Annotated in this window: 13 protein-coding genes; all 13 read right to left on the bottom strand. The window is 58.8% G+C overall.

All coding sequences use genetic code 11. The features are described 5' to 3' along the window. Positions 1–40: 40 nt before the first annotated feature. The 13 genes from ACN1CO_RS08775 to ACN1CO_RS08715 all read right to left on the bottom strand — a co-directional run bounded on the left by ACN1CO_RS08775 (position 41) and on the right by ACN1CO_RS08715 (position 19787). Entirely contained in the window at positions 41–727 is a 687-nt protein-coding gene (locus ACN1CO_RS08775) for a GntR family transcriptional regulator (RefSeq protein WP_419138641.1), read from the bottom strand. A gap of 100 nt (positions 728–827) precedes the next feature. Then, the gene (locus ACN1CO_RS08770) at positions 828–2294 is read right to left on the bottom strand and encodes a mannitol dehydrogenase family protein (protein WP_419138640.1); all 1467 of its coding nucleotides are present in this window, start codon (positions 2292–2294) and stop codon (positions 828–830) included. 68 nt (positions 2295–2362) lie between these two features. Further along, complete coding sequence (locus ACN1CO_RS08765) at positions 2363–3646, bottom strand: MFS transporter (RefSeq protein WP_419138639.1); 1284 nt, start codon at positions 3644–3646, stop codon at positions 2363–2365. Between the two features lie 80 nt (positions 3647–3726). Continuing rightward, on the bottom strand, positions 3727–4737 hold the full coding sequence (locus tag ACN1CO_RS08760) for a Zn-dependent oxidoreductase (RefSeq protein WP_419138638.1): 1011 nt from the start codon (positions 4735–4737) through the stop codon (positions 3727–3729). A gap of 10 nt (positions 4738–4747) precedes the next feature. After that, positions 4748–5962: a D-mannonate dehydratase ManD gene (gene manD / locus ACN1CO_RS08755; protein ID WP_419138637.1), complete on the bottom strand. Its 1215-nt coding sequence runs from the start codon at positions 5960–5962 to the stop codon at positions 4748–4750. Between the two features lie 218 nt (positions 5963–6180). Further along, positions 6181–7080 (bottom strand): lipid kinase YegS, encoded by a 900-nt coding sequence (gene yegS, locus ACN1CO_RS08750; RefSeq protein WP_419138636.1) that lies wholly within the window; start codon positions 7078–7080, stop codon positions 6181–6183. A 221-nt stretch (positions 7081–7301) separates the two neighbouring features. Then, positions 7302–8684 (bottom strand): tRNA 5-hydroxyuridine modification protein YegQ, encoded by a 1383-nt coding sequence (gene yegQ / locus ACN1CO_RS08745; protein WP_419139003.1) that lies wholly within the window; start codon positions 8682–8684, stop codon positions 7302–7304. 120 nt (positions 8685–8804) lie between these two features. Next, a complete protein-coding gene (gene baeR / locus ACN1CO_RS08740; RefSeq protein WP_419138635.1) occupies positions 8805–9512 on the bottom strand; it encodes a two-component system response regulator BaeR in 708 nt (235 codons plus the stop codon). A gap of 6 nt (positions 9513–9518) precedes the next feature. Then, on the bottom strand, positions 9519–10907 hold the full coding sequence (gene baeS, locus ACN1CO_RS08735; RefSeq protein ID WP_419138634.1) for a two-component system sensor histidine kinase BaeS: 1389 nt from the start codon (positions 10905–10907) through the stop codon (positions 9519–9521). Further along, positions 10904–12310, bottom strand: coding sequence for an MFS transporter (locus ACN1CO_RS08730; RefSeq protein WP_419139002.1), 1407 nt, complete (start codon positions 12308–12310; stop codon positions 10904–10906). The genes baeS and ACN1CO_RS08730 overlap by 4 nt, the downstream gene beginning before the upstream one ends. Before the next feature lie 45 nt (positions 12311–12355). After that, positions 12356–15430, bottom strand: a complete 3075-nt coding sequence (gene mdtC / locus ACN1CO_RS08725) for a multidrug efflux RND transporter permease subunit MdtC (RefSeq protein WP_419138633.1) — start codon at positions 15428–15430, stop codon at positions 12356–12358. Further along, positions 15427–18549 (bottom strand): MdtB/MuxB family multidrug efflux RND transporter permease subunit, encoded by a 3123-nt coding sequence (locus ACN1CO_RS08720; protein ID WP_419138632.1) that lies wholly within the window; start codon positions 18547–18549, stop codon positions 15427–15429. Before ACN1CO_RS08720 ends, mdtC begins: the two co-directional genes overlap by 4 nt. Continuing rightward, on the bottom strand, positions 18549–19787 hold the full coding sequence (locus ACN1CO_RS08715) for an MdtA/MuxA family multidrug efflux RND transporter periplasmic adaptor subunit (protein WP_419138631.1): 1239 nt from the start codon (positions 19785–19787) through the stop codon (positions 18549–18551). The genes ACN1CO_RS08720 and ACN1CO_RS08715 overlap by 1 nt, the downstream gene beginning before the upstream one ends. Positions 19788–19871: the final 84 nt, after the last annotated feature.

Here is a 19871-nt window from a genome sequence, read left to right as displayed (position 1 = left end):
GAATTGGCCTGTTAATCAGGCAATGCGGGCGGTTTCAGGTTCAGGGTGCTTCAAACCAGGCGCTGTTACGTTCGGCAATCGGGGTGATCGAGAAGATCATCTCCTGCAGGTGACGACGCATCGCCGCTTCGGCGGCATCCGCATCGTGAGCCTTCAGCGCGGCATAAATCTCTTCATGCTGCTCAATCACTTTTTCCGGCGGAGAGACTTCACTCAGCGTCAGGAACCGCACCCGGTCCATGGCGGCTTTAATGTTCTCCACCGTCTCCCAGGCCAGCTTGCAGTCAATGCTTTCAGCGATCAGGCGATGAAACTCATCATCCAGTGTCAGAAAGCCCTGGCTGTCATGCCGCTCAGCCGCCATGCGCTGCAGCTGCAGATTATGTTCCAGCGCCATCAGGGCTGGATCGTCAATCTCCATCGCTGCGCGACGCACCACTGACACTTCCACCGCCTCCCGGATAAAGCGACCATCCGCCACCCGCTTAGCGGAAATTTTGCGCACGAAGGTGCCGCGCTGCGGTAATACCTGTACCAGTCCGGCTTCGGCCAGCTTGATGAACGCTTCGCGCACAGGCTGGCGTGAGACGTTGAAGCGCGCGGACACCTCTTTTTCAGAGAGCAGCGAACCCGGCTGAATTGCGCAGGTGACGATATCTTTGCGCAGATAACGGTAAATCTGCTGATTCACCGGTTCGCTGGTAGTAATGGTATAGGCGATCGACATGCAGCAATATCCATATTACGGCTGGCCGGGGCCAGCACGATGGGAAAGTGTCAGTCTAATCAGGGCGCTGCGTCTGCGCCAGCGCTTTGTTACAGAGCCTTTAGCCGCGGTTGAGACAATGATGCACCGTGGCACGGGCTCCCTGAGTAGTCAGCTGCTGATACCAGGCAGTCAGTCGGGCGACCACATCTTGATTTTGCAGCAGATCCTCGCCAAACACTTCGCGAAGGGAAAGTAACGCCCGCACGCGAGCTTCGCCATCTTCGCTGGCGGCAACGCACTCAGCCAGTTGCTTCTGCATCGGGTCGCGGATCTCAATCGGCTGACCCTTTTCATCAACGCCGCCGACATAGCGCATCCAACCCGCGACGCCCAGCAGCAGCAGGTCACAGTCGCTGCCGCGCTGCAGGTGCCAGCGCAGGCTATCCAGCATACGTTGTGGCAGTTTCTGGGTGCCGTCAGTGGCAATCTGTCCGGTGCGATGTTTAATGGCGCGATTTTCATAACGGGCAATCAGCGAATCGGCATAAGCGTTAAGATCCACGCCCTGAGTGCGCAGCGTCGGTGCCTGCTCGTCGATCATCAGTGAACGGGCGGCGGCGCGGAAATGGGGATCGGCCACGCAGTCGCTGATGTACTCATAACCCGCCAGGAAGCCGAGATAGGCCAGGAAAGAGTGGCTGCCATTCAGCATGCGCAGTTTCATCTCTTCATAGGGCAGGACATCGCTGACCAGTTCTGCGCCCGCTTTTTCCCACGCCGGACGACCATTAACGAAGTTATCTTCAATCACCCACTGGAAGAACGGTTCTGCTTCAATCGCCACCGGATCTTCTGAACCCAGACGCGCATGCAGAGCCGCCAGCGCAGTCCCGGTCATCGCCGGAACGATGCGATCCACCATGGTCGACGGGAAGGTAATGTGCTGCTGAATATAGTCCGCCAGCGCCGGATCCAGACGCTGTGCCAGCTGCGTGACGACATTGCGTGTGACGTGACCATTTTCAGGCATGTTGTCGCAGGACATGACGGTGAAAGGCGGCAATCCCAAATCCCGACGACGGCGGATCGCGGCCAGAATAACGCCCGGCACGGTGCGCGGTGCCTGAGGGTTCTGCAGGTCATGCACGATTTCAGGGTGATCGGGGTTTAAATTGCCGCTGGCCGGATGATGGCAGTAGCCTTTCTCGGTGACGGTCATGGAGACGATGGCGATATCAGGATGACTCATGGCGTTGATTACCGCGTCAATACCGTCTTTGTCGCCTTTCAGCGCGTTAGTAACGACGCCGATCACCCGGGTATGCTGAGAGCCATCCGACAGCTCGGTCAGGGTGTAAAGCAGATCCTGCTGACGCAGCGCCGTAATCAACCCACTGCTATTAATGAGATTAACTTCGCAATAGCCCCAGTCGCTGCCCTGTTCTTCGGCCAGCCTGTCGCTGCACATCGCCTGATGGGCGCGGTGGAAGGCACCAAAACCGATGTGTACCATGCGGGTTTTTAATTTGCTGCGGTCATAAGTAGGGCGCTGAACTTCAGCGGGCAGGCGATCAAGCTGTAACATAATCCGTCCTTAATGGAAAACGGGGCGCATAACGCCCCAAAATCATCGTTCTGTTAGTGGAACAACACTCAGACCGAAACCGTTTTGTCCCCGGTTTTCGGACTGCGAATCACAAACAACACCAGGAAGGCACCCAGCGCGGCGACACAGCCCGCCAGAATAAAGGCGCTATCGAATTTACCGGTGTGATGAACAATAAAGCCGGTGACGATTGGCCCGATGATGCCGGAGAGGCTACCCACCAGGTGGATGAAGCCGCTGATGCTGCCGATACGACTTTTGTGCACCACATCCTGAATAATCGCCCAGTAGATCGCACCGGTGATATAGAGAAAGAAAATCGACACCGACATCATCATCACGGCGGGAACGACCTCTTTTATCGTACCTGCCAGCGCCACACAAATTGCGGCTGCCAGCAGTGAGACCACCAGCACAATTTTACGGGACAACAACAGTTTGCCAGTGATATTGAAGATTTTATCGGAGATCCAGCCGCCCAGCGCCAGGCCGACGAAGCCGACGATCCACGGGATCATGGTGGTGATGCTCATGGATTTGATATCCAGGCCATGTGCCTGTACCAGATAAGCCGGGAACCAGCTCAGGAAGAAGAACAGGATGTAGTTGTAGCAGAAGAAGGCAAAAGCCGTGACCAGGATAATCGGCTGGCGCAGGTAGTAGCCAAACGGATGCGGTGTCTCGGCCAGATCGACCTCATCATTCGGGCTGGTGGCTTTCAGGCGATCAATCAGCAGACGCTCCTCTTCGCTCACTCGTTTGCTCTTAGCCGGGTTGTCAGCAGCGAAGAACAGCCAGAACGCCATCCATACCAGACCGATACAGCAGACGATCACAAACGCCGGACGCCAGCCGTAGGCCAGGGCCAGATAACCAATAATCGGACCGGCGACCGCGCCACCCAGTGGGGAACCGGCACTCAGCAGGCCCATTGCCGTTGCGGCCTGTTTTTTCGGGAACCAGCCATTAATCGCCTTGTTGGCCGAGGAGCAGATTGGGCCTTCAGCCATGCCGAACAGCACACGCAGAATCAGCAGCGACCAGAAGCCCGTCGCCAGTGCGGTCATGCCGCAGAAAATGGACCAGGCACCCACCGCCACAGCCAGCACGATTTTGGGGCCAAAGCGGTCGGTGGCGAGGCCGCCGACAAAGTTAAACAGGGCATAGCCGAAAAAGAAGCTGCCGAAAATCATGCCGAACTGCTCAGCATTGATCGCCAGATCTTTCTCTACCAGCGGTACCGTCAGGGACAGGGCGACACGATCGAGGTAGTTGATCATGTAAACCAGGAACAGCAGCAAAACGAGGGTCCAGCGCAGATTCTTGAACATAAAAACTCCGTGATCTGTTTTATCTTTATTATTGTGCCGGCGCGAACGCCGGCTCAGGAGACCTGGTGTTCAGCGGATAGTTAATCCATCTGAAGAATGACTTTGCAGCAGGTGCGCGGATCTTTTTCGAACAGGGTCATCGCCCGTTCAATTTCATGGAGCGGGAAGTAGTGGGTGACCAGTTTCTCTGGCTGGATTAACCCTTTTTCCATCCATTCGATGACCTGTGGGAAGCGGTTGCTGTTAAGACGAGAGGTAAACAGCGACAGCTCTTTGCTGGTCAGGCTTTGCTGAGTAATGCTGCAGGGTTCGCCGGAAAAGCCCAGCAGACCGATGCGCGCGGCCGGAGAGGCGAGCGCCGCGGCTTCAGCCAGGATGGAGGGATGGCAGGCCGCGTCGATAATCAGCGTCGGCTGCACGCCCTCAAGTTGTGCCCCCAGCGGGGTTTCGCTGTTATCGAACAGCCGATCGGCACCGCTCTGCTCAGCCAGCGCCAGACGTTCCGGCAGGCGATCCACCACCATTACCGTTTTCACCTTATAGACGCCTTTCAGCACCTGAATGGCGGTGAGTCCCATCGGACCGGCACCATAAATCAGCGCCACATCGTCTGGTTGCGGCTTGAGAAACGCCGTGATGTTGGCCGCAATAGTGAATGGTTCTACCAGACTGGCGAGCTTGTCGGGAATTGAGTCCGGCAGGTGCCAGGCATTTTTTGCCGGAGCAAGCGCATAGTCGCTGAAGCCGCCATCGCGGTGCACGCCAATCACCTGCAGTGTGGTACAGACATTGGGACGGCCCACCGAGCAGGGATAGCAGTTGCCGCAGCTCACTACCGGGTCGACCGCGACACGCTGGCCCAGTCGGGCCGAGTCGACACCGTCGCCTGTCGCATCGATCACACCAAAAAATTCATGACCAATCACGCGCGGATATTTCGCGAACGGGTTATGACCGTGCCAGATATGCACATCAGATCCGCAGATACTGGCATAAGCCACTTTTACCCGGACTTCGCCCGCTGCCGGTTGTGGCACAGGACGTTCAGCAATGACCAACTGGCCTGGCTGTTCAATAACAACACTTTTCATCGATTTCTCCTTACCAGTTCCAGAGGGTGCCATCTTCAAGGCGGGCGACCGGCAGATAGGCAGGTTCATAGGGATATTTCGCTGCCAGTTTCTCATTGAACTCAATGCCGAGGCCCGGCTTGTCACCTGGATGCATATAGCCTTGGTCAAAGGTCCAGTTAGCCTCAAACAGCTCCATCATCTGTTCAGAGAAGCCCATGTACTCCTGCACGCCGAAGTTCGGCACCCAGAGGTCAAAGTGCAGCGCAGCCGCCATGCAAATCGGGGAGAGATCGGATGGACCGTGCGAGCCAGTACGTACCTGATAGAGCGAGGCAAAATCAGCGATACGACGCATCCCGGTGATGCCGCCCGCATGTGTGATGGTGGTGCGGATGTAGTCGATCAGCTGCTCTTCAATCAGCTGCTTACAATCCCAGATGCTGTTGAACACTTCACCCACCGCAATCGGCGTGACGGTGTGCTGACGGATCAGACGGAAGCACTCCTGATTCTCAGCAGGCGTCGGATCTTCCATCCAGTACAGGCGATAATCTTCCACGCTCTTGCCGAAACGCGCCGCTTCAATCGGCGTCAGGCGATGGTGCATGTCATGCAGCAGATGTTCATCGAAACCAAATTTGTCACGGATTGCGGCAAACAGTTTTGGCGTGAAATCGAGGTATTTCTCGGTTGACCAGAGCTGCTCTTCCGGCCAGTTTCCTTTGGTTGCAGGCTCGTAAGCCAGACCTTTGCCTTTCGCCATGCCATAGGTGGTCTTCATGCCCGGCACGCCGCACTGCGCGCGAATCGCTTTGAAGCCCATTTCTTTGTGCTTCGCGTAGTCATCCATTACTTCATCAATGGAGTGGCCGGTGGTGTGGCAATAAACCATAACGCCGGTGCGTGAGGCACCGCCCAGCAGCTGGTAAACCGGCATATTGGCGGCTTTACCTTTGATATCCCACAGCGCCATATCGACCGCAGAGATAGCGGACATGGTCACCGGACCACGACGCCAGTAAGCGCCTTTGTAGAAGTATTGCCAGATATCTTCGATCTGATGGGCATCGCGGCCAATCAGCTGCGGACAGACGTGATCTTTCAGGTAGGAGGCGACCGGTAATTCACGGCCATTCAGCGTGGCATCGCCAATGCCGGTCAGTCCCTGATCGGTGGTGATCTTCACGGTGACAAAGTTTCTGCCTGCGCAGGTTACAAATACTTCCGCCTTAACAATTTTCATCCTGTTTGCCTTAAGTCAGCTGTTCAATGATGAAAAAGTACGCGATTTAATACTACCATACAAGTTGATCTGGCAGACTTGTGAACCCAATCACAGACTGTTTTCAGCGACAAAAAAGCGTGATGAGCAGATGCAAACGGTGTTTATAAAATCTGAGGAGTTGTAATAAAAAGAGGGGATAAGCGGACGTAAAAAAGGGGCTTTCGCCCCTCTGGAAGTCAGGAAAGCAGGTCACACTGCGGCGGCAGGCGACAGCTCAGCGCGCCCGCCATCACTTCAATCACGAATTCACGTCCGGAGAGCGGCTCGCCATCGAGGTTAAACGTCATCTCATGAGGAGAACGAATGGTCAGTGACTCCAACTGCGTGGTGACGATACCCGGATTGTCATCGTCGCCGGTCAGCGAGTGCAGCAGCGTCGGCAGCAGCTCCTGCGCGGTGACAATGCTGACGTCCAGTCGGCCATCATTAATCAGAGCAGAAGGGCATAATCGCTGACCGCCGCCCGCCTGACGCCCATTACCGATGCCAATTACCAGCGCATCACCCTGCCAGGCGAAATCGGGACCGCTGATCTCGCAGGTATCGGGTTTCAGGGTATCCATACGCATCAGGCCGTGAATGAAGTAGGAAACGCCGCCCAGCGCTGACTTCAGCTTTTCCGGGGTTTCGGTGGTGATGCGGGTGCCAAATCCGCCCGTCGCCATATTGATGAAGTAGTGATCCTGGTTCACTCTGGCCAGATCGATGGTGCTGGCTTTGCCCTGAATCGCCAGACGCAGTGCCGGTTCCATCTCTTCCGGGATGCCGACGCTGGTGGCAAAGTCATTGGCAGTGCCCAGCGGCAGGATGCCCAGCACCGGACGGTGATTTGCACTTGATGCCGCCAGCGCCGTTGCGATCTCGTTGATCGTGCCATCGCCACCACCCGCCACCACGGTCTCAGCCTTCAGCGCCATCGCCTCTTTGACGTACCTGTCGCCATCACCTTTTTCAAAAGTGACACGCACCGCAATATCGAAGCCTTCTTCACGCAGGGTGGTAATTGCTTCGCGCAGATCGTCATTACCTGCGCCTTTCCCATTCAGGATGAGCAGCGTAAGCGGTTTATTATCCATTTTGCGTTCCTTGAAGATCTACAGAGTAAGAAGGGAATTTATAACATAGCTGCCAGCAGTAAATAATTGGCGAAAGAGAGAAAAAAGAAAACCCGCACGGGGGAGCCGGGCGGGTAAATGAGGTGGTTCCAGGTAAATCTGCCGTTTGTTGTTACTCATTAGCAGCAGGCGGGACTATAAAGCAGCCCCGCACAGGGGTCTGTGATCCTGTTCTGATTTCCTCAAAATGTTTCCGTTAGTAAACGATTATGTGGGTCCCGGATATCTTCGCCGTGATCGAAGTTGCGCAGCAGCAGAGCAAAACGCAGATTGACCTCTTCCGGCACCCGCAGCCAGACGCGATGGCCATCGCCCGGCGCAACCTCAGTAGGTTCACCGCGCGCATTCTGCAGCGTATCCAGCTGGCAATTCAGGTTCCCTTCGGGCGTCATGATCTCCACGCTGTCGTGCAGCATAAACTTGTTTTTCACCGCCACTTCAGCCCATTCGTCCCGGCGCTCGCCGGTAAATTCGCCGACAAACTGCTGGCGATCGGACACGGAAAAGCCCTGCTGATAGTTTTGGTAGCTGTCATGGGTGTGGCGACGCAGGAAGCCTTCGGTATAACCGCGATGGGCCAGACCTTCCAGGGTTAACAGCAGTGACGGGTCAAACGGCTTACCGGCAGCGGCATCGTCAATCGCCCGGCGATAAACCTGCGCGGTGCGGGCGCAGTAGTAGTAGGACTTGGTGCGTCCCTCGATTTTCAGCGAATGAACGCCCATCTCGCTGAGCCGCTCCACATGCGCGACCGCGCGCAGATCCCGCGAGTTCATGATGTAGGTGCCATGTTCATCTTCGAACGCGCTCATCACCTCGCCGGGCTTCATCTTCTCCTCCAGCAGAAACACCTTGTCAGTAGGCTGACCGATACCCAGCGTGGGCGTGGCATCCTGCACTGCTACTGGCTCGTGGAACCCGACGATATTCCCCACCTCATCCTGCTGGCCTTCCTGCACTTTATATTCCCAGCGGCAGGCGTTGGTGCAGGTACCCTGATTCGGGTCGCGCTTGTTCATGTAGCCCGACAGCAGGCAGCGACCGGAGTAGGCCATGCAGAGCGCGCCATGAACAAAGACTTCCAGCTCCATCTCTGGCACCTGCTGGCGGATCTCGGCGATCTCTTCCAGCGACAGCTCGCGTGACAGAATCACCCGGCTCAGCCCCATCTGCTGCCAGAATTTTACCGTGGCCCAGTTGACTGCATTGGCCTGCACCGACAGGTGAATCGGCATCTCAGGGAATGCGTCACGCACCAGCATAATCAGGCCTGGATCAGACATGATCAGCGCGTCGGGCTGCATCGCCACCACCGGCGTCAGGTCACGAATAAAGGTTTTCAGCTTCGCGTTGTGCGGCGCAATGTTGACCACCACGTAGAATTTTTTGCCCAGCGCGTGGGCTTCATTAATGCCCAGTGCGAGATTTTCGTGGGTGAATTCGTTGTTGCGCACCCGCAGGCTGTAGCGCGGCTGGCCGGCATAAACGGCATCGGCACCATAAGCAAAGGCGTAACGCATGTTCTTCAGCGTGCCAGCAGGGGAAAGCAGTTCGGGTTTCATGATGTTCTCACTGATGTCAGGTCAGTATGCCGCCTTAAGCGGCAGGTGCAGGGCGATTAAGCCCTGCAAAGGGTGCGGAATTGTAGGCAGTGAGAAAAGGGAAGTAAATTGATCGGGATCAAACTAGATCAAATGACAGGCATCGGCTTCCCAGCGATAGCCCATGCCGTAGACGGCGCGAATAAAAGGTTGCTCGCTGTCGAGGTTCTCCAGCTTGCGCCGCAGGTTCTTGATATGGCTGTCGATGGTGCGATCCGTGACCACGCGGTAGTCATCATAGAGATGGTTGAGCAGCTGTTCGCGTGAAAAGACTTTACCTGGTTCCAGCGACAGCGTTTTCAGCAACCGGAACTCCGCCGGAGTGAGATCCAGCGGCTTTTCGCGCCAGCTGGCGAAGAAGCGGCTTTCATCGACCCGGAGTAACGAGGCGCTCTGCGGCTCTTCCGCCGAACGTCTGACCCGGCGCAGAATCGTTTTGACCCGCGCCACCACTTCACGCGGGCTGAAGGGCTTGCAGATGTAGTCATCTGCGCCCAGCTCCAGCCCCAGCAGCCGATCGATCTCCTCGGTACGGGCGGTGACCATAATAATCGGCAGCTCGGAATGACGGCGGATTTCGCGGCACAGCGTTAAGCCATCGGTGCCCGGCAGCATCAAATCCAGCAGCATCAGGTCGGGCGGTGTCTGGCGCACATATTCCAGCACCGCGTTGCCGTCGGCGATGTGATGGGTGCGGTAGTTCGAGGCGTGCAGATAATCGATCATCAGCTGCGCCAGTTTCGGCTCATCTTCGACCACCAGAATCAGCGGGTCGTGGTTTTCCATGCTCATAAGCGTCTATACAGGGGGAACATAGCGCAAGTGTAGCGCGATTTTCAGTCCACCTAAATCAGAGTGCGTCGCATGAATATCGCCGCCGTGGGCGTCCGCGATATTTTTACAGATGGCCAGGCCGAGGCCCGAGCCGCCGCTGGCGCGATTGCGTGAGCCTTCGGTGCGGAAGAAACGCTCGAAAATCTGCGCCTGATGTTCCCTGTCAACGCCGGGTGCGCTGTCATCGAAATCGATGCACCAGTTGGGAGCCTCATACTTCAGCGTCACTTCAACCTGGCCGCCGCTGTCGGTGTAGCGCAGGCTGTTCTCAAGCAGGTTAGTGAACAACTGCATCAGGCGGTCGGGATCGCCGAAGAAAGGGGCGTTATCGGGCAGATTCAGCTTCAGCGTCAGGCCGTGCGCGCGATAGCGTTCGGCAAAGCTGCCCGCCGTGACTTCCAGCAGCTGCACCAGATCGGTGGCCTGTTTACGGTAGGCGAGGGCGCCCTCATCCGACAGCGACAGCTGGTGCAGATCATCGACCAGCTTGGTCAGCACCACCACTTCGCTCTGCAGCGAGGCGATCGCTTCCGGCGTCAGTTTGCGCACCCCATCCTGCATCGCCTCCAGCTCACCGCGCAGGATCGCCAGCGGCGTGCGCAGCTCGTGGGAGATGTCGGCCATAAAGGCGCGGCGCATGCTTTCGTTTTTCTCCAGCGAGCTGGCAAGAAGGTTGAAGTCACCGGCCAGCTGGCCCAGTTCATCACGGCTGCTGACTTCGACGCGGGTAGCAAAATTACCGGCCGCCAGATGATGGGTGCCATCCACCAGCCGTTTGACCGGAGCCAGCAGGCCGCGCGCCATCAGCCAGGTCGCCAGTGCCGCCAGCAGCGTCGACAGCCCGACGATAATCCAGCTGGTACGCCGCTGCTGTTGATCGAAATTAATGTCGGTACTGCGCGTCAGCCGCTCCGGCGGTGAGCCGATCACCCAGCCGACCACTTTATTGTTACTGGTGGTGATGTTGCGTCGCGTGCCTTCGGGTGGCACCGGCGATTTTGGCCCGGCCAGCACTTTATATTGCTGGTCGAGGATCCAGAACTGCGTCCGCCAGCCGTGCGGCGGCAGCTGACTGCTGCTGTCGGGATTCTGCTCCAGCGAACGCAGCATGGTGAAGACCAGCCGATCGTTGTGGCGCAAAAAATCCCAGTTGCCGTGCTGCTCATACTGATCGGCCAGCGCATCGCTGAGCAGATTTAACCGCTGCTCGTTGCCCCGCTTGATGTAGTCGACGAAGCCGTGTTCGAAACTGAGGCGAACGCCCCAGTGCATGGTGATCAGCACCAGCATGCAGGTGGCGAAAATCGCCATAAACAGTTTGGCCCCGATGCCCAGGCGCAGGTTAACTCTCATTTTTTTCTCCGGCGTCGCAGATCGACATTGGTATTTACCTGTGGCGGGACGCGCCAGAACACCAGCGCGGGCAGGATGATAATCAGCGACATGCACAGGTAGGTATAAATAAACATCTGATGTTCCGCCGCGCTGTTCGCCGCGCTCTCGTGAGCAAAGGCGCCCAGCAGCAGCCCGGCGACGGTGACGCCGATACTCATCGACAGCTGCATAATCATCGACAGCAGGCTGTTGCCGCTGGACGCCAGCTCATCGGGCAGCTCTTTTAGCGTCAGGGTATTCATCGAAGAGAAGCGAATGGCGTTGACCATCCCCTGCAGAAACAGCACCAGCGGCAGCAGCCAGACCCAGCCCATCAGCGCCACCAGCGGGAACAGCAGGACCACCAGCGCCAGCGCCACGGTCGACATCACCAGCACGTTGCGGTAGCCATAGAGATTGACGATGCGCACCACAATCCGCTTCATCCCCATATTGCCCAGCACCATCGGAATCATCATCAGACCGGCGTGAAACGGGCTGTAGCCCATGCCGAGCTGCAGAAAGATCGGCGTCATAAAGGGCAGCATGCCGCTGCCGATGCGGCCGGTAAAACTGCCGAGCAGGCCAATGGAATAGACGCGATTATCAAACAGCTTCAGGCTGAACAGCGCATTGTCATTGCCGCGCGCATGCATCAGGTAGAACAGCAGAGAGAACATGCCGATGAGGATCATCGCTCCCAGCAGCAGCGGGGAGCCGCCGCTGCTGCGCTGACCATCCAGCGCCAGTGTCAGGGTTGCCATTCCGGCGGCCAGCAGGATAAACCCGCCGAAATCAAAGCGCCGCGTCTGCATACTGTAGTTGGGCATCAGCATCAGAGTGGCGATAGCGCCTGCGATGCCGACCGGGATATTGATCAGAAAGATCCAGTGCCAGCTGGCGTACTCCACCAGCACACCGCCCAGCGCCGGGCCCAGCAGCGGGCCGATCTGGCCGGGCAGAGTCACAAAAGTCATGGCGGACATATACTGCTCGCGCGGCACGATCTTCATCACCGTCAGGCGACCCACCGGCACCATCATAGCCCCGCCAATCCCCTGAACCACGCGCGACAGCACCAGCTGATCCAGCGTGCCGGAAAGGGCGCACAGCAGCGAGCCGAGGCTGAACAGCAGAATCGCGCAGAAGAAGATGTTACGCACGCCAAAGCGATCCGCCAGCCAGCCGCTGACCGGCAGCATGACGGCCACCGTCAGCACGTAATAGACGATCACCGAGTGCATGTGCAGCGGGCTGACACCCAGGTCGTGCGCCATCGACGGGATCGCGGTATTCACGATGGTGGTATCCAGCGTCTGCATAAAGAAGCCGATGGCAACAATCCACAGTTGCCAGCGGACGTTAGTGCTTTGCGTCGTCATCATTCCCCCGATAAAGGCGGCACGCCCGGAGCCTGCTCGCACCCATTACGGCTGCTGCGCGGCGGCCAGCGGGCGTTTTTTGCGCCGCAGCTTATCCATCATTAAATAGACCACCGGCGTGGTGTAGAGCGTCAGCAGCTGGCTCATCACCAGGCCGCCCGCGATGGTAATCCCCAGCGGCTGACGCAGTTCGGCACCGTCACCGCTGCTCAGCACCAGCGGCAGCGCGCCAAACAGCGCCGCCAGCGTGGTCATCATAATCGGACGGAAACGCAGCAGGCACGCCTGATAAATCGCCTCCCGCGGGCTGAGCTGGCCGTTGCGCTCGGCCTCCAGCGCGAAATCGACCATCATAATGGCGTTCTTTTTCACGATACCGATCAGCAGCAGAATACCGATCAGCGCTATCAGGCTGAAGGGCGTATCGAACAGTTCCAGCGCCAGTAGCGCCCCGACACCCGCCGAGGGCAGGGTAGAGAGAATGGTCAGCGGATGCACATAGCTCTCGTAGAGGATGCCCAGCACAATATAGACCGCCGCAATCGCCGCCAGCATCAGCCAGAGCTGGCTGCTTTGTGACTGCTGAAACACCTGCGCCGTACCGGCAAAGCTGCCGCGCACGCTGGAGGGTACGCCAATCGCGGTCATGGTGCGCTCAATCGCCTCCGACGCCTGCGACAGCGACACCCCCTCTGGCAGGTTGAAGGAGATAGTCGAGGCGGCCGACAGCCCTTCGTGGTTCACCGACAGCGGTGCATTTGCGGGTTGCCAGTGGGCGAACCACGACAGCGGGATCGCTTTACCGTCGCTGTTGATCACAAACATCTGCGACAGGGCGCTGATATCCTGGGTGTAGCGCGGAACGACCTCCATCACCACTTTGTACTGGTTAAGTGGCTGATAGATGGTGGAGATCTGACGCTGACCAAAGGCGTTATTCAGCAGGGCATTGGCCTGCGAGACATCAATGCCCAGCCGCGCCATGCTTTCCCGATCGTAGGTCAGCGCCATTTCGCTGCCTTTATCCTGCTGATCGGAGTTCACATCGGCCAGCTGCGGCAGGGCGGAGAACGCCTCGCGGATTTTCGGTTCCCACGTCCGCAGCGCGCCGAGATCGTCCGACAGCAGTGAATATTGATACGCGGCATTCGATTCCCGGCCGCCTGCACGCAGATCCTGCACCGCATTCAGATAGAGACTGGCTCCCGGCTCTTTCGCCAGCTTAGTGCGCAGCCGGGCGATAATTTCAACTGCGCTCTCTTTACGCTCCGACAGCGGCTTCAGAGAGATAAACATCGAGCCACTGTTGGTCCGCGATCCGCCGGTAAAGCCTACCACGCTATCCACTGCCGGATCGGCCCCGACGATCTCCATGAAATCCTGCAGCTTGCTGCGCATCGCCTGAAACGAAATGCTCTGGTCGGCAGAGATAAAGCCGGAAAGTCGCCCGGTATCCTGCTCCGGCATAAAGGTTTTCGGGATATGAACAAACAGCCAGCCGGTCAGGGCGATGGTGGCGAAAAACAGCAGCAGCACCCAGCGTGCATGGTTCAGCACCACGCTCAGCGAACGACCATAGCCCTGCTGGATCGCCATCAGCAGCCGACCCACGCCGCGCTGACGTGGCTGGCTGCGCGGCGCGTGCGGCTTCAGCAGATACGCGCACATCACCGGCGTCAGGGTGACCGAGATAAACAGCGAGATAAGTATCGACACCGACAGCGTAATGGAAAACTCAGAGAAGAAGCGGCCAATCAGCCCGCCAATCATCAGCAGCGGCAGGAACACCGCAATCAGCGACAGGCTCATCGACAGCACGGTAAAGCCGACTTCACGCACCCCTTTTAGTGCGGCATCCAGCGGTTTCATACCCGCTTCCACGTGACGTGCAATATTTTCCAGCACTACAATCGCATCATCCACCACAAAGCCGGTGGCGATGGTCAGCGCCATCAGTGACAGGTTATTCAGGCTAAAGCCACACAGGTACATCGCGGCGAAGGTGCCGATCAGCGAAACCGGCACGGCGACGGCGGGGATTAGCGTGGCGCGGCCCGAGCGCAGGAACATAAACACCACCAGGATCACCAGCGCCACAGCGATGATCAGTGACTGCTCGACTTCATGCAGCGAGGCGCGAATGGTGGGCGAGCGATCCTGAGCAATCTCCAGGTCAATGGCGGCGGGGATCACCTCATGCAGCAGCGGCATTTCGGCGCGGATGCGGTCCACGGTGTCGATGACGTTAGCTTCAGGGGTTTTACGGATCAGCAGCAGCACCGCGGGTTTACCGCGCGACATCCCGGCGTTGCGCACGTCCTGGACTGAATCCTCGACGGTCGCCACGTCCGACAGCCTGACCGCCGCGCCGTTGTTGTAGTGCACCACCAGCGGCTGATATTCATGGGCGGTCTGCAGCGCGTCATTGGTGCGTAACTGCCAGCGCTGCTGCGGATCATCCAGCGCGCCCTGGGGCCGCCGCTGATTGGCGTTCGAGATGGCGGTGCGCACCGCATCCAGCGAGACGCCCTGATTAAACAGCGCCTGGGGATTCAGCGCCACGCGTACCGCAGGCAGTGAACTGCCGCCCACGGTGACGTCGCCCACGCCCTCAATCTGTGACAGTTTCTGCGCCAGCTGGGTTGAGGCGTAGTCATAAAGCTGGCCCGGATTGTAGGTATCCGAGGTCAGCGTCATGATCATAATCGGCGCATCGGAAGGGTTGACTTTGCGATAAGTCGGGCGCGACGGCATGCCGGTCGGCAGCAGGCTTTGCGCCGCATTAATCGCAGCCTGCACATCGCGCGCCGCGCCGTTAATGTCGCGGTCAAAATCAAACACAAGAATGATGCGGGTGCTGCCCAGCGAACTGGTGGAGGTCATTTCACTGACGCCCGCGATGCGTCCCAGCGAGCGTTCCAGCGGCGTGGCCACTGACGACGCCATGATCTCCGGTGAGGCACCCGGCAGCGAGGCCGAGATGACGATGACCGGAAAATCGACCTGCGGCAGCGGGGCCACCGGCAGCAGGCGGAAACCCAGTATCCCGGCCAGGGCGATGGCCAGCGTCAGCAGGGTGGTGGCGACGGGCCGATGGATGAACAGGGCAAAGAACTTCACTCTGCGGCCTCCGTGCGGCCAAAGCGGCGGCGGGCGGCGTGCGCCAGGCGATCAAACAGCAGGTAGATAACCGGCGTGGTGAACAGCGTCAGCACCTGGCTCAGAATCAGGCCGCCGACCATCGCAATCCCCAGCGGATGACGCAGTTCAGCGCCAACGCCCGTGCTGAGCATCAGCGGCAGCGCGCCGAGCAGGGCCGCCAGCGTGGTCATCAGAATCGGCCGGAAACGCAGCAGACAGGCCTGATAGATGGCATCTGCCGGCTTCATGCCCTGTTCGCGCTCAGCCGCCAGCGCAAAGTCGATCATCATGATGGCGTTCTTTTTCACGATGCCGATGAGCAGGATGATGCCGATGATCGCCACGATATCCAGCTCATTGCCGCTGAGCATCAGCGCCAGCAGCGCGCCGACACCCGCCGTGGGCAGCGTCGAGAGAATGGTGATCGGATGGATAAAACTCTCATAGAGCACGCCAAGCACGATGTACATCGCCACGATGGCCGCCACAATCAGCCAGACGGTGCTGCTCAGCGCCGCCTCAAACGCCAGCGTGCTGCCCTGGAACTGGGTCATCAGCTCGGCAGGCATGCCAAGCTGCGCTTCCGCCTGTGACACCGCCTTCACCGCATCTTCCAGCGAATAGCCGTCAGCCACGTTAAAGGAGAAGGTCGCCGACGGGAACTGGTCGAGATGGTTAATGCTGAGCGGCGTGTGACGCTGTTCAATGCGGGCGATGGCGCTCAGTGGCACGCTGCCGCCGTCGCTACTGTTCAGGCGAATCGCATCCAGGCTCGCCAGCCCCGGTGTGGCGTTATTGTCCTGCTCCAGCACCACACGATACTGATTCGCCTGAGTGTAGATGGTGGAGATCAGCCGCTGACCAAACGCGTTGTAAAGCGCGTTATCGACGTCAGCCATGCTGATGCCGAGGCGGCTGGCGCTGTCGCGGTCAACGTTGACATAAGCTTCCAGCCCCTGATCCTGCCAGTCACTACTGACATCACGCAGCTGTGGCAGGGTGCTGAGCCGGGTCAGCAGGGCCGGAACCCAGGTGCTGAGCGACGACAGTGAACCCGATTGCAGCGTGAACTGGTAGGGCGTGCGACTCGCCTGCGTATCGATGGTGAGATCCTGCACCGCCTGCAGCCACAGTTGCACGCCCGGTAGCTGACTGACCTGCTGTTGCAGGCGCTGCTGAATGGCCGGAATGCGGTCGTCACGCTGGTCCAGTGGCTTGAGGTTGATCTGCAGCCGCGCGCTGTTCAGCGAGGCATTGGTGCCATCCACGCCGACAAACGAGGTCATGCTCTCAACCGCCGGGTCTTTCATGATGATGGAGGCGACGTCGCGGGTGCGCTGCGCCATGCTGGCGTAGGAGACCGACTGCGGTGCCTGCAGCGTACCCTGAATAATGCTGTTGTCCTGCTGCGGGAAGAAGCCTTTTGGGATCACCATCCACAGCAGCAGCGTCAGCACCAGAGTGCCGAGCGCTACCGATAACGTCAGCCAGGGATGATTCAGCACCCGTTTCAGGCCGCGGCCATAGGCGGCCACGATACGATCAAACATCGCCTCGCTGGCCCGTGAAAAGCGATTCTGTTTACGCAGCGACTCCGCGCTCAGCATTCTGGCGCACATCATCGGCGTCAGAGTCAGCGACACCACCGCGGAAATCAGAATCGCCACCGCCAGCGTCACGGCAAATTCCCGGAACAGGCGGCCAATCACGTCGCCCATAAACAGCAGCGGGATCAGCACCGCTATCAGCGAGAAGGTGAGGGAGATGATGGTAAAGCCGATCTCACCTGCCCCTTTCAGCGCGGCGGTCAGCGGCTTTTCCCCTTTTTCGATGTAGCGCGAGATGTTCTCAATCACCACAATGGCATCATCGACCACGAAGCCGGTGGCGATGGTCAGCGCCATCAGCGTCAGGTTATTAATGGAAAAGCCGAGGAAGTACATCGCCGCAAAGGTACCGATCAGCGACAGAGGCACCGCCACCGCCGGGATCAGCGTGGCGGGCACGTTGCGCAGGAACAGATAAATAATCATCACTACCAGCGCCATCGCCAGTATCAGCTCAAACTGGGTGTCGTTGACCGAAGCGCGAATATTGGTGGTGCGGTCGGTGAGCAGTTTAACCTCGACCGACTTCGGCAGGGCGGCGGTCAGAGCAGGCAACATGGCGCGGATATTATCTGCGGTGGCGATGATATTGGCGCCAGGCTGACGCTGAACGTTGAGCACAATCGCCGCATCGCGGTTAGCCCAGGCACCGAGCCAGCTGTTTTCGGCACCCTGTTCGATGGTTGACACGTCACCCAGACGCACCGGCGCGCCGTTTTTGTAGCTGATAATCAGCTGGCGATAATCCTCCGCGGATTTCATCTGGTCATTGGCTGACAGGGTGACAGAACGGGTCGGACCATCCAGGCTGCCTTTGGCCGAGTTGACGTTGGCATTGCTGATCGCGGTCCGCACTGTTTCGCTGGTCAGACCCAGCGCCGCCAGCGCCTGCGCATTCATTTTTACCCGCACCGCCGGACGCTGACCGCCTGACAGTGTGACCAGCCCGACGCCGCTGACCTGAGAAATTTTCTGCGCGACCCGCGTTTCCACCATGTCCTGAACCTGCGTCAGCGGCATGCTGCGGGTAGTCACGGCCAGCGTCATGATCGGCGGATCGGCAGGGTTCACTTTGCTGTAAACCGGCGGATTAGGCAGGTCGTTGGGTAGCAGGTTAGTGGCGGAGTTAATGGCCGCCTGCACCTCCTGCTCAGCCACATCCAGCGGCAGCGTCAGTTGAAACTGCAGCGTCACCACCGAGGCGCCACCGGAGCTTTGCGACGCCATCTGTTTCAGGCCGGACATCTGACCAAACTGACGTTCAAGCGGGGCGGTGATGGAGGAGGTCACGACATCCGGGCTGGCACCCGGATAGAGCGTGACCACCTGGATGGTCGGATAGTCGACTTCCGGTAATGCCGAGACCGGCAGGAAGCGGTAGCCCAGCACCCCGGCCAGCAAAATCGCAATCATCAACAGCGTAGTGGCGACCGGGCGCAGAATAAACTGGCGTGACGGCCCGCCACTGTGATCGGGAGGCATGACCTGCATTACTCACGCTCTCCTTTTGACGGCAGGGTCGCGCGGGTGGCGCGCGGTGCGTTGCTCTGCGGCGCGACGACTTCCACTTTCGCGCCTTCGGTCAGGCGATCCAGACCATCGGTCACCACGCGTTCGCCTGCCTCCAGGCCGGCGCTGACCACCACTTTCTCACTATCCTGCAGGCCAGCCACCACGCTTTTCTTGCTGACCTTGTTATCACTGTTCACCACCCAGACAAAGTTACCTTCGTTGCCCATCTGCAACGCGGCAGGCGGGATCACCACCGCATCCTGCAGGGTGTTGACCTTGAGTCGTACATTCACGAACTGATTGGGGAACAGCGTGTCGTCCTGATTATCAAACCGCGCTTTGATTTTGATGGTGCCGGTGGTGACATCAATCTGGTTATCGAGGCTCAGCAGTTTGCCGCTGGCGATCAGATTCTGATTGCTGCGACCCCAGGCTTCCACCAGCAGCGGCTGGCCGCTTTTCTGCGCCGTGAGAATGGCGCTGATGCTGTTCTCCGCCAGGGTAAAGACCACATCAATCGGGTGCGTCTGGGTGATCACCACGATACCGGTGGTGTCACCGCTGGTAACGTAGTTGCCGACATCCACCTGTTTCAGGCCGACACGACCCGCAATCGGCGCGGTGATGCGGCTGTAGGTCAGATTGAGCTGTGCGCTGGCGACACCGCCCTCATCCGCTTTCAGCGTGCCGAGCGTTTCACTGACCAGTGAGCGCTGGGTATCCAGCTCCTGCTGCGACACCAGCGAGGTTTTTGCCAGTTTCTCGAAGCGTGCCAGGTCACGACGGGCATTAGCCAGCGTCGCCTGATCTTTCGCCAGCTGGCCCTGCGCCTGGGTTAACGCCACCTGATAAGGGCGTGGATCGACTTCTGCCAGCAGATCGCCCGCGTTGACCTGCTGGCCTTCGGTGAAGTGAATCGCCAGCAGATCGCCATTAACCCGACTGCGCACCGTAGCCGTGTTCGCGGCCGTTACCGTACCCAGTCCGCTGAGATATTGCGGCACGCTCTGGCTGGCGGCGGTCGCCGCCTGAACCGGCGCGAGTGGCCGATGAGCACCGGCACCGCCGCCTTTGCCGCCTCGTGGCGCGGGCGAATCAGACTGGCTGCTGCCCTGCGGCTGGGCATTGTGCTGCCACGCATAGTAGCCGCCCGCGGCCACAGCGATCAGGGCCAGCACGATCAGGGTTTTCTTCATAACAGGATGTCGGGTGCTCATGATTGTTGATGCTCTCCAGCAGTGACGTAGTCCCAGGCGCAGGCATGAAAGGGTTAGCCTGCAAACGACTAGTGTAGTCGCCTC

It is taken from the genome of Pantoea sp. R13S299 (assembly GCF_048515925.1).
In the GTDB taxonomy this organism is placed as follows: domain Bacteria; phylum Pseudomonadota; class Gammaproteobacteria; order Enterobacterales; family Enterobacteriaceae; genus Pantoea.
This window is presented reverse-complemented; position numbering and strand designations above follow the sequence as displayed.

Coding starts and splice junctions, on each gene's coding strand:
- ACN1CO_RS08775 (WP_419138641.1), bottom strand. CDS start 727: ATGTCGATCGCCTATACCATTACTACCAGCGAACCGGTGAATCAGCAG.
- baeR (WP_419138635.1), bottom strand. CDS start 9,512: ATGAGCATGGAAAACCACGACCCGCTGATTCTGGTGGTCGAAGATGAG.
- ACN1CO_RS08770 (WP_419138640.1), bottom strand. CDS start 2,294: ATGTTACAGCTTGATCGCCTGCCCGCTGAAGTTCAGCGCCCTACTTAT.
- ACN1CO_RS08715 (WP_419138631.1), bottom strand. CDS start 19,787: ATGAGCACCCGACATCCTGTTATGAAGAAAACCCTGATCGTGCTGGCC.
- ACN1CO_RS08760 (WP_419138638.1), bottom strand. CDS start 4,737: ATGAAAAGTGTTGTTATTGAACAGCCAGGCCAGTTGGTCATTGCTGAA.
- manD (WP_419138637.1), bottom strand. CDS start 5,962: ATGAAAATTGTTAAGGCGGAAGTATTTGTAACCTGCGCAGGCAGAAAC.
- yegS (WP_419138636.1), bottom strand. CDS start 7,080: ATGGATAATAAACCGCTTACGCTGCTCATCCTGAATGGGAAAGGCGCA.
- ACN1CO_RS08765 (WP_419138639.1), bottom strand. CDS start 3,646: ATGTTCAAGAATCTGCGCTGGACCCTCGTTTTGCTGCTGTTCCTGGTT.
- baeS (WP_419138634.1), bottom strand. CDS start 10,907: ATGAGAGTTAACCTGCGCCTGGGCATCGGGGCCAAACTGTTTATGGCG.
- ACN1CO_RS08730 (WP_419139002.1), bottom strand. CDS start 12,310: ATGACGACGCAAAGCACTAACGTCCGCTGGCAACTGTGGATTGTTGCC.
- ACN1CO_RS08720 (WP_419138632.1), bottom strand. CDS start 18,549: ATGCAGGTCATGCCTCCCGATCACAGTGGCGGGCCGTCACGCCAGTTT.